Source organism: Pseudomonas sp. G11 (assembly GCF_029457515.1).
GTDB lineage: Bacteria > Pseudomonadota > Gammaproteobacteria > Pseudomonadales > Pseudomonadaceae > Aquipseudomonas > Aquipseudomonas gorinensis.
The window spans coordinates 4281883-4295453 of the sequence record NZ_CP120377.1; the positions used below are offsets into that span (position 1 = coordinate 4281883).

Annotated in this window: 16 protein-coding genes; 12 read left to right on the plus strand and 4 right to left on the minus strand. The window is 59.2% G+C overall.

What is annotated here, in order from left to right; translation table 11 throughout:
* The first annotated feature begins 17 nt into the window (after window positions 1–17).
* The 7 genes from P2T68_RS19810 to P2T68_RS19840 are packed head-to-tail and all read left to right on the plus strand — an operon-like array spanning window position 18 to window position 6896.
* The gene (locus tag P2T68_RS19810; protein WP_277378131.1) at window positions 18–389 is read left to right on the plus strand and encodes a TIGR03745 family integrating conjugative element membrane protein; all 372 of its coding nucleotides are present in this window, start codon (window positions 18–20) and stop codon (window positions 387–389) included.
* Between the two features lie 7 nt (window positions 390–396).
* The gene (locus P2T68_RS19815; RefSeq protein ID WP_277378133.1) at window positions 397–810 is read left to right on the plus strand and encodes a TIGR03750 family conjugal transfer protein; all 414 of its coding nucleotides are present in this window, start codon (window positions 397–399) and stop codon (window positions 808–810) included.
* On the plus strand, window positions 807–1448 hold the full coding sequence (locus P2T68_RS19820) for a PFL_4703 family integrating conjugative element protein (protein WP_277378134.1): 642 nt from the start codon (window positions 807–809) through the stop codon (window positions 1446–1448). Before P2T68_RS19815 ends, P2T68_RS19820 begins: the two co-directional genes overlap by 4 nt.
* The gene (locus tag P2T68_RS19825; protein ID WP_277378136.1) at window positions 1445–2257 is read left to right on the plus strand and encodes a TIGR03749 family integrating conjugative element protein; all 813 of its coding nucleotides are present in this window, start codon (window positions 1445–1447) and stop codon (window positions 2255–2257) included. The genes P2T68_RS19820 and P2T68_RS19825 overlap by 4 nt, the downstream gene beginning before the upstream one ends.
* Entirely contained in the window at window positions 2247–3764 is a 1518-nt protein-coding gene (locus P2T68_RS19830) for a TIGR03752 family integrating conjugative element protein (RefSeq protein ID WP_277378137.1), read from the plus strand. Before P2T68_RS19825 ends, P2T68_RS19830 begins: the two co-directional genes overlap by 11 nt.
* Window positions 3727–4143: a TIGR03751 family conjugal transfer lipoprotein gene (locus P2T68_RS19835; RefSeq protein WP_277378138.1), complete on the plus strand. Its 417-nt coding sequence runs from the start codon at window positions 3727–3729 to the stop codon at window positions 4141–4143. Before P2T68_RS19830 ends, P2T68_RS19835 begins: the two co-directional genes overlap by 38 nt.
* On the plus strand, window positions 4143–6896 hold the full coding sequence (locus P2T68_RS19840) for a conjugative transfer ATPase (RefSeq protein ID WP_277378139.1): 2754 nt from the start codon (window positions 4143–4145) through the stop codon (window positions 6894–6896). Before P2T68_RS19835 ends, P2T68_RS19840 begins: the two co-directional genes overlap by 1 nt.
* A 35-nt stretch (window positions 6897–6931) precedes the next feature.
* Here the strand turns inward: P2T68_RS19840 and P2T68_RS19845 are convergent, their stop codons facing one another.
* The 3 genes from P2T68_RS19845 to P2T68_RS19855 all read right to left on the minus strand — a co-directional run bounded on the left by P2T68_RS19845 (window position 6932) and on the right by P2T68_RS19855 (window position 8442).
* On the minus strand, window positions 6932–7666 hold the full coding sequence (locus tag P2T68_RS19845; protein WP_277378140.1) for a zeta toxin family protein: 735 nt from the start codon (window positions 7664–7666) through the stop codon (window positions 6932–6934).
* Window positions 7663–7911: a hypothetical protein gene (locus P2T68_RS19850; RefSeq protein WP_277378141.1), complete on the minus strand. Its 249-nt coding sequence runs from the start codon at window positions 7909–7911 to the stop codon at window positions 7663–7665. The genes P2T68_RS19845 and P2T68_RS19850 overlap by 4 nt, the downstream gene beginning before the upstream one ends.
* Before the next feature lie 273 nt (window positions 7912–8184).
* The gene (locus P2T68_RS19855) at window positions 8185–8442 is read right to left on the minus strand and encodes a LasR-specific antiactivator QslA (protein ID WP_277378142.1); all 258 of its coding nucleotides are present in this window, start codon (window positions 8440–8442) and stop codon (window positions 8185–8187) included.
* A gap of 169 nt (window positions 8443–8611) precedes the next feature.
* On the opposite strand from P2T68_RS19855, the gene P2T68_RS19860 reads away from it, so the two are divergent.
* From P2T68_RS19860 to P2T68_RS19880, 5 genes are all read left to right on the plus strand, one after another.
* On the plus strand, window positions 8612–8866 hold the full coding sequence (locus tag P2T68_RS19860; RefSeq protein ID WP_277378143.1) for a helix-turn-helix transcriptional regulator: 255 nt from the start codon (window positions 8612–8614) through the stop codon (window positions 8864–8866).
* 105 nt (window positions 8867–8971) lie between these two features.
* Window positions 8972–9928, plus strand: coding sequence for a TIGR03756 family integrating conjugative element protein (locus tag P2T68_RS19865; RefSeq protein ID WP_277378144.1), 957 nt, complete (start codon window positions 8972–8974; stop codon window positions 9926–9928).
* Window positions 9925–11307, plus strand: coding sequence for an integrating conjugative element protein (locus tag P2T68_RS19870; RefSeq protein ID WP_277378145.1), 1383 nt, complete (start codon window positions 9925–9927; stop codon window positions 11305–11307). The genes P2T68_RS19865 and P2T68_RS19870 overlap by 4 nt, the downstream gene beginning before the upstream one ends.
* A gap of 3 nt (window positions 11308–11310) precedes the next feature.
* Window positions 11311–11619 carry a hypothetical protein gene (locus P2T68_RS19875; protein WP_277378146.1) on the plus strand — a complete coding sequence of 103 codons (309 nt, stop codon included), beginning with the start codon at window positions 11311–11313 and terminating at the stop codon, window positions 11617–11619.
* A 10-nt stretch (window positions 11620–11629) separates the two neighbouring features.
* Entirely contained in the window at window positions 11630–13171 is a 1542-nt protein-coding gene (locus P2T68_RS19880; protein WP_277378147.1) for a conjugal transfer protein TraG N-terminal domain-containing protein, read from the plus strand.
* On the opposite strand, the gene P2T68_RS19885 is transcribed toward P2T68_RS19880, so the two are convergent.
* Window positions 13160–13558, minus strand: coding sequence for a DUF3742 family protein (locus tag P2T68_RS19885; RefSeq protein WP_277378148.1), 399 nt, complete (start codon window positions 13556–13558; stop codon window positions 13160–13162). The genes P2T68_RS19880 and P2T68_RS19885 overlap by 12 nt on opposite strands.
* Window positions 13559–13571: the final 13 nt, after the last annotated feature.

The following is a 13571-nucleotide window of genomic DNA, read 5'->3' on the forward strand; positions in this document are numbered from 1 at the left end:
CACCGGAGATCACCGTCATGGTCAAGTATCTTGTTCCCCTTAAAAACAACCTGCGTGATCGTGCGAGCCAGCGCTTGATCGGTCTGCTGTTGGTGCTCGGTCCAAGCCTAGCTTTCGCCGAACTTCCCACCATGGAGGCACCTTCACGTGGTGAAGGTTCCGGGTTGATCGAGACGATCAAAAACTACGCCTACGACGGCGGCATCCTGCTCGGCTTGCTGATCGCCCTGCTCGCTTTCTTGGGTGTGGCGTGGCATTCCCTGACCGTGTATGCCGACGTGCAGAACCAACGCAAGACCTGGAAAGACCTCGGCGCCGTCGTCGGTATCGGTGCCCTGCTGGTGGTGATCATCATCTGGTTCCTGACCAAGGCCGCCGCAATTCTGTGAGGTCGACATGAACGATATGATCGAACGCCTTGCCGACGGCACCTTGGTCTTTCTGCCGGAGCGACTCAATCGTGATCCCGCCGTATTGCGTGGTTTGACCAATGATGAGATGTGGGTAGCGCTCGGCACCGGTGCCGTTATTGGCCTGCTGCTGGGCGTTCCTCTGGCGATCGCCACCGCCTCCATTGCCGTGGCACCGACCAGCATGATCGCCAGCATGGCGGTGGTGTTATTTGCCGGTGGCACACTACTGCGTCGGGCCAAACGGGCTCGCCCCGAGACCTGGTTGTACCGCAAGCTCGAATGGATACTCGCCAGCCGTTGGCGCCTCGGGCGCGGAAATTTGATTCTCCATTCCGGCGCCTGGACGGTTCGCCGTTCGCGTCGACTGCGCCCTGCCCTGTCCCGGTGGCAACCATGAGTCGTTTTCGGAACAAGGTGGATGCCCAACAGGCCCACATCTTCAGCCTGCGTCTGGCGGTAGTGATTCTGGCCCTGGTCTGTGCCGGGCTCTGGTATGGCTGGCGCTCGGCACCGACCGACCTGACCGTGCATGTTCCCCCGGATCTGCGCTCGGGCAGCACCCGCAAGTGGTGGGATATCCCCTCAGAGAATGTGTATGCCTTTGCCCTGTACATCTTTGGTCAGCTCAACCGCTGGCCCTCAGATGGCGAGCAGGACTATCGCCGCGCCATCTATGGCTTGCAGTCCTACCTGACCCCCGCCTGCAAGGCCTTCCTCGATGGCGACTACGAGTACCGCAAGGCCGCCGGCGAGCTGCGCCAGCGGGTACGTGGCGTCTACGAAATTCTGGGCCGAGGCTACAGCGAAGATCCGGAACTCAGGGTCAAGCAACTCGATCGCGACAGCTGGCTGGTCAAGCTCGACCTCAACGCCGATGAGTATTACGCCGCCGAACCGGTGAAACGGGTGGTGGTGCGTTATCCACTACGCGTGGTGCGTTTTGACCTGGATCCCGAGCGTAATAAGTGGGGGCTGGCACTGGATTGTTATCAGGGCACTCCGCAAAAAATCTCCCTGCCTGGAGGTGAACCATGAAGCGGATGTCTACCCTGAGACTCACCGTCGTACTGATGTTATGGGGAGCTGCAGCGCAGGCCGTCGAGTTGATGTACTGGGAACGCCTCCCCCTTGCAGTCCCATTGGTGATCAATCAAGAACGGGTGATCTTTGTCGATGAGGCTGTTCGCGTCGGCGTGCCCTCAACGCTGACAGGCAAGCTGCGCGTGCAATCAACCGGCGGCACGCTGTACCTGCGCGCGTCGGAAGCCATTGCACCGACCCGACTGCAACTGCAATCGGTCACGACGGGCGAGATCATCCTCCTGGACATCGCGGCCACGCCTGGTGATCGACCGCTGGAGCCCGTGCGTATTCTCAAGAATGCCCAGGTGCAGGCTACCGAGACGGAATCGAGCACCGTCCCTGTCCCAGAACGTACGCCGATCCCGGTCGCGTTGACGCGCTACGCCGCACAGAGCCTGTACGCTCCGCTGCGCACCGTAGAGTCCCTGCCCGGCGTACGCCGCGTCCCGCTCAAGCGGCGCATCGAACTGCCGACCCTGCTGCCCACCGAAAACGTGTCCAGCACACCCGTCGCCGGATGGCGACTCGGTGATTACTGGGTGACGGCGGTGAAGTTGCGCAATCGTGGTCCAGAGACGGTGCAACTCGATCCGCGTCGGCTTCAGGCCAAGCTGTTCGCCGCGACCTTCCAGCATGCTTTCCTCGGGCCTGTCGGCAGCGCTGAAGACACCACGATTGCCTACCTCGTCACCCGCGGAGCCGGCCTCGAACAAGCCGTGCTGCTCCCGCCCGTTGCACGAGGTGCTGACGATGAAAGCTAACGCCTTGCTCAAATGGCTGGTGCCGGCTGCGCTGCTAGCCGTGGTGCTGATCATCCTGAAAAGCTGGATCGCGGGTGGCAGCACGCCCCCTCCAGCGAGCTCAGTTGATCAGAGCAGTATTCAGTTATCCGCCGAGCAAGCCAAATCCTTAGGTATTGCTGGCGATACCCCACGCGACACGGTCGCCACCCTGGTCGGACAGGTGAAAGCCATGCGCAGCGACATGCTCGGTTTGAAGAAACACAACGATTCGCTGCAGACGGAGAACAACCGCCTGCGCGAGCGGGAAAACAGCGTCGACTCGCGTATCCAGACGGCGCTTGGCAGCGTGACCCAGCAGGTCGACGAAGGCCGCCGACAAGCCAACGAGGCCCGACTCAAAGCGGAACAAGACAGTCGTCAGGCTCGCGGTCTGCTGACACAATTGCAGGATCAGTTGTCGGGGCTGACCGGCAAAGGCAAGGATATGCCAATCGGATTGGGGCTTGAGCCCGGCGACGGTGCTCAGTTCGAAGGGCAACACTCTGCCAATGATTCGCTGCAGTGGATTGAACCCTCGGATGCGCCGTCCACCGACGCCAGAGGCAAAACCAAGACCTCCTCCGCAATAAGTCTGCCTACCGCCTTCAACTCACTGGAAGGTTTGAACGATAACGCGATTGATCGCAGCCAGAAACAGCTACGTGCAGTCACCCAGGGCGAGCGTGACCCGACGCGATCCGTTGATCGTACCGAAGGCGCAAAGCCGGTCTACACCATTCCCGAAAACGCGACATTGATGGGCTCGGTCGCCATGACCGCGCTGATCGGCCGAGTCCCCGTGGACGGCACCGTGAATGATCCCTATCCCTTCAAAGTGCTGGTTGGCCCCGAGAACCTGACTGCCAACGGCATCGACCTGCCGGACGTCGCGGGTGCCGTGATGTCCGGCACAGCCTCCGGTGACTGGACGCTGTCTTGCGTACGCGGACAGGTCGAGTCGATCACCTTTGTGTTTACCGATGGCACCATCCGCACGGTACCTCAGCCGAAGGCGGTAGCCAGCCGCACTGCCTCCACCACCCAGAGTTCGAACACCGACAAGATCCGTGGCGGACTCGGTTACCTATCCGATCCGTATGGCATTCCTTGCATCGCCGGCGAGCGCCGCTCGAACGCCCAACAGTACCTCGGCAGCCAGAGCCTGATCACCGCGGCTGGCGCCGGTGTCGCTGCCTTGCTCGGGGATGAAAAGAATAACAGCAGCGTGATCAATTCGGGCGGCAGTACCCTCGGGGTCACCAGCAGCAGTGGCAACAGCGCACTGAATTCAATTCTCAGTGGTGGGGTCAGCGACGTCCGCGAGTGGGTCAACAAACTGTATGGCGAGGCCTTTGCTGCCGTGTACGTGCCACCGGCCGCACAAGTCGCCCTGCACCTCGACCATGAGATCACCATCGACTACGAGCCCAAAGGCCGGAGCGTTCGCCATGAAAAAGACCATGCCTCCCTATCTGACCTGGATTAGCTTGCTCTGCTGGGTCCTGACGGGGTGTTCCACCGACAAGGACACGCTTTTGCCCCATGGCGAGCAAACCATGCTGGACATCTGGAACGGTGCCGGTTCGCAAGGCACTCAGCAGCAACTGCTGGATGCTCGGCAGCAGCTACGCCGTCCGCTGGCACAGGCAGATTTCTCCGCCTCTCTCCAAGAACCGTACACTCGCACGGCGACGAACGAGATCCACAATCTGTTCCCTCGCCTGCCCAATCCCGATCTGGTGCTATACGTGTATCCGCATTTAAGTGGTACCGAGCAGGCACCAGTTCCGGGGTACTCGACTGTCTTTCCGTTCTACCAACGGGTGCAGTACGCATTGCCTGGTGAACGTCAGGAAGACTTGTAGTGCGTACCGGCGATTCGGGCAACCGCACTGCCACGTGGAAAGCCTGGCGCAACCCATTGCGCCCTCGCGCGACCTTGGCCGATGAAGCCGCACTCTATGCGCACAACCCCAGCTTCACCGATCACCTGCCTTGGGTCGAATACCTCGACACCGAGCAGTGTTTTCTTCTGGATGACAATCGCTCGGTGGGTGCGGTGTTCGAGTTGCTGCCCATCGGCACTGAAGGGCGCGAACCCGATTGGTTGATGGCGGCCCGCGATGCCCTTGAGGATGCCCTGCAGGACAGCTTTGACGAGCTGGATCAAGCGCCTTGGGTGACGCAGTTTTTCTGCCAGGACGACAACGACTTCACCCCCTACCTGACCCGGCTCATCGATTATGTTCAGGACCGCGCGCGAGGCACGGTCTTCACCGAGGCGTACCTGGAACTTACTCGCCGACATCTGAAAGCCATCGCCAAGCCCGGCGGTCTGTTCGAGGACAAGGCCGTCACGCGCCTGCCCTGGCGCGGAAACAACCGCCGGGTGCGCCTGGTGGTCTATCGCTGGCTTGAGTCTGACGGAGAGGAGACGGGACTCACCCCGGTGCACTCCCTGCAACAGGCTTGCGAACGGGTCACGGCTTCATTGCAAGCGTGCGGGGTGCAATCGACGCGAGTCGATGGCCGAGGTTTGTATGCCTGGTTAGTGCCCTGGTTCAATCCGGCACCCAAACTCACCAATGAAGCACCCGAGGAGTTCTACCAACGCGTGGCCTATCCGGAGTCGGGCGACGGTGAGTCGCTGGATCTGCCCTTCGATCATGACTTTACCGAGCGGCTGTTCTTCAACGAACCGCGTTCGGATGTGCAGCATGGACTCTGGTTTTTTGACGATCAGCCCCACCGAGTCATGGTAGTGGACAAGCTGCGCCGAGCGCCCTTGATTGGTCAACTCACCGGAGAAACCCGTAAGGGCGATGCAGTGAACGCGTTTTTCGACCAGTTGCCTGAAGGTACGGTGATGAGCCTGACCCTGGTGGTCAAACCGCAGGATGTGCTCGAGGACCAGTTAAACCGACTGGCGCGCAAAGCCATCGGTGAAAATCTGGCCTCGACCCAGACCCGTCAGGATGTTGAAGAAGCCCGCGCGATCATCGGTCGTCAGCACAAGCTGTACCGGGGAGCGCTGGCGTTCTATGTTCGCAGTCGTGATGAACAGCAGTTGCACCAGCGCTCGGTCAGCCTGGCTAACGCACTGTTGGGTGCGGGTCTGCAGCCGGTGCGCGAAGGCGACGAGGTCGCGGCCTGCAATAGCTACCTGCGGTGGTTGCCGATGGTTTACAACCCGGCCCGCGACACGCACAACTGGTACACCCGCCTGATGTTTGCCCAGCACCTGGCGAATCTGGTTCCGGTCTGGGGTCGCAGCACGGGCACCGGCCACCCGGGCATCACCCTGTTTAACCGTGGCGGCTCGCCGTTGAGTTTTGATCCGTTGTCACGCCTGGACCGGGCCATGAATGGTCATCTGCTGTTGTTTGGCCCCACCGGCGCCGGCAAATCGGCGACCCTGGTCACCTTACTGATGCAGGTCATGGCCGTGTACCGCCCTCGCCTATTTATCGTCGAGGCCGGCAACTCATTCGGGTTGCAGGGCGACTACTTCGCGACACAAGGCCTGTCGGTCAACAAGGTCCAATTGAAACCTGGCGCCTCGGTCAGTCTCGCCCCCTTTGCTGATGCTTGGCGCCTGGTCGAGCAGCCGGACCAGGTCGCGAGTCTGTCGATCGATGAGCTGGACGATGAGGCGGTAGCAAGTCGCGAAGACCAACGCGATGTTCTTGGCGAATTGGAAATTACCGCTCGACTGATGATCACCGGCGGCGAGGCCAAGGAAGAGGTGCGCCTGAGTCGAGCCGATCGCAGCTTGATCCGCGAGTGCATTCTCGATGCAGGGCAGACCTGCGTCGCCGCGGGCCGGCAGGTGCTGACCCGCGACGTGCGCGACGCGTTACTGCGCGTCGCCGCTGACCCGCACTTGCCGGAGAAACGTCGCGAGCGTGCCCAAGAAATGGGCGAGTCCATCGACCTATTTTGCCAGGGTTTCGAGGGTGAACTGTTCGATCGCGAGGGGACGCCTTGGCCCGAGAGCGATGTGACCATTGTCGATCTGGCCACCTACGCTCGCGAAGGCTACGAGGCACAGATGTCCATCAGCTACATCAGCCTGATGAACACTGTGAACAACCTGGCCGAGCGCGACCAGTATCTGGGGCGGCCGATCATCATGGTCACCGACGAAGGTCATATCATCACCAAGAACCCGCTGTTAGCACCGTTCGTGGTCAAGGGCACGAAGATGTGGCGCAAGCTCGGCGCTTGGTTCTGGCTGGCGACGCAAAACCTTGCCGACTTTCCCACTGCTGCGCAGACCATGCTCAACATGATCGAATGGTGGATTTGTTTGAACATACCGCCGGCGGAGATTGAGGAAATCGCACGATTCAAGAAGCTCACGCCGGCGCAGAAAGCCTTGCTGCTCTCCGCCAGCAAGGAACCAGGTAAATACACTGAGGGGGTCGTGCTATCGAAGAAGCTCGAGACGCTGTTTCGAGCCGTGCCGCCCAGTCTTCATCTTGCCCTGGCCATGACGGAGCCCGAGGAAAAAGCCGAGCGCTGGACACTCATGCAGAACAACGGCTGCTCGGAGTTGGAAGCGGCCTACCAGATAGCAGAGCGGATCGATAGAACGCGAGGAATAGAGCCGATATAAGGGGGAGTGGTCCCCGGTGTTGGCCAATCCAGCAGCTAGCCGTTGAACACTTTTTCAACGTAGGCATCCATGAACCAGTCAGGGACTTCTTCAACCTTGAATTCAAGGTCAGTCCCATCCGTAACTTCGGCAAGTAGCACCAGGTCGGCACCGGAGTTATCAAAGATGTAGGCCCGGTTCGAAGCTGCAATAGCGGCAGGCAACAGACTCAAGCAACGGCCATAGCGTTGGACAATTTTCTCTGTTGGAACTGGGTGCCCACCTGCCGCGACACGGTTCCTGACCCTGTTGATATTGATATCAGGGTCTTCAGTTGCCACGAAGTAGAGGTAGGTTCGGTATCCCGACTCTCTTGCCTTGAGCATAAAAGCGATTTTGTCCTCGCTGGACATCACCGTTTCGAAGGTGAAAGACAGCTGGGCTTCGAGGAGCTTGTGCCGGATGAAGTCAGAGAGCACGGAGGCAAAATAGGAGTTCATCGCGACCGTCTGGAAATTCAGACCGTTGCTGCTAAAGCCTATTTTGGCCGACTCTTCATCGAGCTGGGCGGACTTGACCAGCCGATGCTCCCTGAGGAAACGGAGGACCTCATCACCCTCAGCGTCCAGTTGAAAATCACTGAATTCCAGACGACCGTTCTCTTTGACAGCCTTCTCGATTTCATCCGGGTTAATGTAGATACCGATCAGGTGGGAAGGGATGGCACCTTTCATCGTGCTCTTGCCGGAGCCGTTGGGTCCAGCAAAGACCCTCAACCGAGGGACCGTCATGAGCAGCGGCGCACCTTGATGATGCCACCCAGGGTCACTTTGTGCTTGGGCTTAGCCACCCGAATGACCTTGTGCTTACCGTCGGCAGTCGTTTCAACAAGCATGCCGTTCATGACTTCCATCACACTGCGGCCGGCAGCCAGCGCGTTGATATATGCGGTATTGATGGCGCCTTCAGCCATGACCGGGATCTTATCCTCCAGTCGGCTCACCAGATCGTCACTCAACACTCGGTTGGCTTTCATATCGCGCTCCACGTTCTCAGAGCGTGCAAAATCTGCACTTAATCAGAATCTTAGCTACGTAAACCTGTTTATAACAGGGCGAAAGCTACTTCTGTCAGCCCCCATTCTAGAGGAATGGCGTCTGGAACCATACCTTTCAAGAGATTTTCACGCTTGATGCGTGACCGGCGCCATTTGAGGCAAGTACCACCTTTGGCGCAGCTCCCAAATAAGGGAAGGGTAGCCCCCGCTGACGAACGGTCAAGACGATGCAATCGCCTATGAGCAACAGGGTTACTGTGACACGCTCCGAAGCCGCTGCTGAATCCTCAACAGGAATCCGGCTTCAAAAGCATCTTGGCAGTCACCGACAGGAAAGGTCTTGCGTGTTTGCGCCAGCTCCCACCACAGTGGAATCTCCCCGGGCGTATCAAGCCAAGCCTGAGCGCATTGCACGCCACGCTCAATCGTCGGTGCAAATTCACGGCCCCACGGCGTCAGAATGCTTGAGCAACCATCTGCAGCCGGGATTGAAATGTAGTTTTCGTCCATACACACCTTAGATTTCTAATTTTATTGTTAGACGCTGGACCCAGCCTCGAAATTTTAACGAAACCAAATGAACGCTCGATAACAGGCATGAACATCAAATGACCTAGATCAATGCCAATGTAGACTATATCCCGTGGATTGAGAGTCCCTCAAGGCGCAATTTGCGCGCATGACTCAAGACTACGAACAGCTTCGTCTGCATCTGTCGGAAAACATCCGCTTGATGAGACGCGTGAAAAACCTGACCCAAGAGCAACTGGCGCTCATGGCCGAGGTGGATCGCACCTACGTCAGTCAAATCGAACGATGCACGGGCAATCCGTCGCTGTTAGTCCTGTGCAAGCTCGCCAATATTTTCGAAATTACCGCAGATCAGTTACTTGTGGAACCCGATAGCCTGCGCAGCGCCCTTCACGTCAAATAATAGTCTCACGTCTCACAAACCCGATAGATCCACCTTCATAATTTCCACTGACAGTCTTCAGTCCCTAACCGAACCTGCCCAGGCCATACACCGAGAGCCTGGATCATGCCTGTTGCCTGCTCGTCAATCCCGTCCACAAAGCTACGGCCCTTGGCGCTAAGCATCCTGCTGGCGTGTGGCCCAAGCATGGCGCTGGACACCGCCAGCATCACCTCTTCCGTGCTTTCGCCAAACTGTCTCGAATACAGGGTCGTCGGCATTTGTTTCTGGCTCCTCTGCACGCCCTTCGGCTGCACAGTCAAAACCTCGACCAAGGTTCGTCATTTCATTCCTGAACTCGTGGTCTCGAGCTACGCCACCACCGGCGGCAACCCCTGGACCGAGATGGCTGCCCTCTCCTCTCCCATCAGTGGCGCGGAGGGTGGCGGCAACCTGATCACGCCGAACACCCGCCGCGACAACCTGCCCCGCTTCAAGAACGTTGATGGCATCGGCCACCCTGGTGGCTGGGCCGCAACGCAACTGGCGTCTCAATCCGGCTATGCCTGCGCAAGCGGTGCAACTGCGTTCATGCCCTACTACCTGAGCACCCTGGACTCACTGGCCTGGCGCCATGGCATACCGGAAAGTTTCTACCCCGAGTCGCGCATGCCGGGGATCCGTGAAATCGGTAGTCAGGCCTCGGGAAACATGTGGGGCAACGTTTATCCCCGGCAGGGCTTTCTGGTACAGCCCGACGATTTCAAGGCGGCTGCAGTCATGGCGCAACGGGCCGGCGATGTGATTACCCGCAACTGGCAGCCGCATGTGTACTTACCACTCACGCCCGCCAAACGCGACGGCTACTGGCCGCCTGGCCCGATCGTTGAAAACGACGCTTCGACCCACAAATGGCAATTGCTCTACCCCCAGATGCAGCCCACGTGCGCCATCTTCCCCAGCGATCCGGTACAGAGCGCAGATGGCGGCTACACCTGGTCGTTGTGGCGTCCGTATAGCTGCTGCAAACGTGAGGGGCAGACCTTCCTGTTCAGCGTCGACTTCGAAGGCGGTGCTTCATGAGTCGGCTTTGCGCGCGATCATGGTTGGGCGTGATGAGTCTGTTGCTCTGCGGACTGCTCGCCATGGCCACTCATGCCCACGCCGCCGAGGGCGATTACCGCCTGGGTACTCAAGGCGAAGTACTCGACGACCGAGTGATGTACACCATTGGTGGCGGCTCGGCAGTCGGCTCACCGAGTTCGCTTTACCGACCCAGTGGACTCGGCGTCGGCGGGTCATGGCGAGCGAACATGATGTGCGGAAACATGAGTCTCACCAATACCCTGCAAAACCAGCTTAACGGCGTCACCGAAGGTTTCCAGCAGATCATGGGCAGCATTGTGCAGAACGCGACCCAAGCGGTGATGTCGCTGCCGGCGTTGATCATCCAGCGCGCCAACCCCGGCCTCTATGAGTTGCTCAGTAACGGGGTGATGCAGGGGCGTATCGACTTCGACCGCTCCAAGCTGACCTGCCAGGCCATGGCCGAAAAGATGGCGGACAAGGTCGGTCAAGCCGGTTGGGGCGCGCTGGCCAAGAACCAAGAAATGCAGGGCAATCTGGAGCAAACCGGCGGTGATGCGGTGGCCGCGGTGAAAAACACCGATACCCATAACGGCAACAATGGGGTGTCCTGGGTCGGCGGGCAGATGGCTGGAGGTAGCGCGCAGACGCCCATCCGGGTGACCTCCGACGTAGTGCTAGCAGGCTACAACCTGCTGCATAACCGTACGGTGGATGACAGCGCCTCGATCAGTAGCAACGACTGCCTGGGTGGGGCTATTTGCCAGACTTGGACCTCGCCCCAGGAAGAGTCCGAATGGGCCGTTCGCGTATTGGGCGAGAGCGAAGTCTCGACCTGCGACACCTGCGAAACCCTCCGTGCGACCGCTGGTAGCGGATTGACGCCGCTGATCCAGGAGGCCTACACCGAACGCCTCAAGGCCCTGCAAGGGTTGCTGTCTGGCTCTCTGCCGCCTACCCCTGACAATCTGGCTAAAGCCTCCAGCCCGATGCTGCCGGTGACCCGTGGTGTGATTGAAGCCCTGCGCGACGATCCCGATCAGGATCTGTTGGCGCGGCGCCTGGCCAGTGAGACGGCCTTGTCCAGTGTACTCGACAAAGCGCTGCTGCTACTGCGCACCCTGCTGGCGGGCAGTCACGAACCGAACATTGCCTCCGCCGAGCCGGCCCAAACCGCCTTGACGAAAAACATCGACGCTCTGGAGCGCGAAATACGCCTGCTGCAGACCGAACTGCAGGTCCGGCAAATGCTGGCCACCAACACCGCCAGCCTGGTGCTCGACCGGCATGCAGGTGGTGCCGATGCTTCGCGCACCGTCGAGCAAGGCGACCCAGAGCCCGGTCGACTCAATGATGCTGACGCCAGGCGCAAGTGAGCCATGAAACGCTCACCGCTGTTCACTTTGCTTTCAAGTCTGGGGATTGCCGCGGTGATGATCCTGACCGCCGCACTGGTCGCCTGGATCGGCCGCACTGCGCTGGGTAGTTTCGAGGTCTGGCAGCAGGCATTCGAATCCGCACGACCTTATCTGCGGGGGTGGCGCGCCCTGCTCTACGCCGCCCTCTTTGCGTTCTGGTGGCATCTGCTTCGGCGCCACCGACATCGACCACAGGATCGACTGCGCGTGAAACGCATCGGAGCATTAGGGCTCGTGCTCTTTACCTGCGTCGAACTCACCCGACTGTGAGGTCACCACCATGCTCATGAGCACCAACAGCTACCTGGAGTTTTACCTCTCCCTGCTGGCCTGGATCATTAACAACGGCCTCTGGAGCGTCCTGTCCGACACCGGGCTATTCGCCGCGCCCTTTGGCGCAATCATTTTGCAAGAATGGTTGTCGGCCCGTCAGCAAGGCGCGGATGAAGGCAACAAGGGACTGCTCTCGGTGCCGCGGATCGAGAACCGGTTGTGGCTGGCCTACATCGTCGTGTTGTTCGGCTGCGCGCCGGTCTTTCCGTTGAACCTCTCGTCAATGGCGTTCGATGATGCGGCGAGTCAGCGCTGCGGCGTGAGTGTGGCCAAGCCAGCGGAAACCGCCTGGGGGACGACCTTCAATACGATCGGCGAACGCTCCGCCAACGTACCGATCTGGTGGTTTCTGGTGCATGCCCTGAGCAAAGGCGTCACCGCCGCGGCCACCGCCTCCATTCCGTGCGCACCGGATATCCGGCAGATGCGCATGGAGATCGACAGTTCGCGCATCGACAGCCAGGTACTGCTGCAGGAAGTCGCCGACTTCACCCGCGACTGCTATGGCTATTCTCGTTCCCGGCTGTTCACCAACCGTCCGCAGCTGGACAAGGCACAAAGTCACGACGCGTCCTGGATCGGCTCAAGCTATCTTCTCGACACGCCCGGCTACTACGATAGGGATCGCTCACGTACTCCACGAGTTAGCTGGCCGTATGACGAAAGCCGTGATGTTTCCTTGCCGCGGTTAGAGAATGGCGCAGGCTACCCCACCTGCAAGCAGTGGTGGAGTGATCGCGGTGTTGGCTTGCGCGAGCGCTTGATCCAGCAGGTCGATCCCTCGCTGCTGACTCAGCTAAAAGGTTGGTTGACTGGCCGTTCGAGCAACGAGATCGAGGATGCCACCCTGCGTGAGCTGGTCAGCCCACGCCAGCAATCGATGTCCATGTCGCCCGGACAGGTGTACCAGGACTATGGCTCCAGCGCCCGTGGCGGCTCGATCAATCAGGGGATCAATAACCTGGCCACCAACACCGGGCTGGCCCTCGGTTCCTTCAGCAACTTCCCGGCGATGAATGCACTACGCGCCGCCCTGCCGATGGTGCAGGCTTTCCTGATCATGGGCGTCATCATCAGCTTGCCGTTAATTCTGTTGGTCAGTACCTACCAGTTGAAAACTGTCATGACCGTGACGTTCGCGCTGTTCACCTTACACATGCTGAGCTTCTGGTGGGAACTCGCTCGCTGGGTCGACTCCAGCATGCTCGATACGCTGTACAACCAGGTTTCGGCTTCCAATCAAGTGCTGTTATCGCTGCCCACATCCGGCTTCATGGATGGAACCGTCACGGCACAGGTGATCGAGTATGTGATGGGGGCGATGTTCATCGTGCTACCAATGCTGTTTCTAGGGGCCATGAGCTGGGCAGGATATTCAGTCGGCAACGGGATTCAAGGCATGTTGGCGAACGGTAGCAAAGCCGCAAGTGATTCAGCGAGCAAAGGTACGGATCAAATATTGGGTGCTGCTAAGCGTTCAATTAGATGACTTGCTGTCGCCTATATAATGCCCATTGTCGTCGAAGTCACCGATGTAGAGATCAGCACCGAGGTAGTCTGGCCCTGGACTTTCCTCTTGATGATCGGAACCAACAAAAGCCCTGAACCATAGCAAAGTGATGACAGCCAGCATCATCACAAAAAAAGTAACCAGCCAAACACTGACAAAGAGCAATCCTCCGATCAATGCCAGTTTGGCAATCAGAAAGCTCCCGCGAACAATTAATTTACCTGCGGGCATACCTGCCGTCACCGCACGCTCAGCCAGGCGGGACTCAAACGCTTTCAATTTGCGATAACCACGCTTTACCGACATGCCACAGGCGTACGCCCAGCGGTGGGCACGTGAATTTTGAACAGGTTGCTGAGTCGGCATGGTCTCGCCCTCT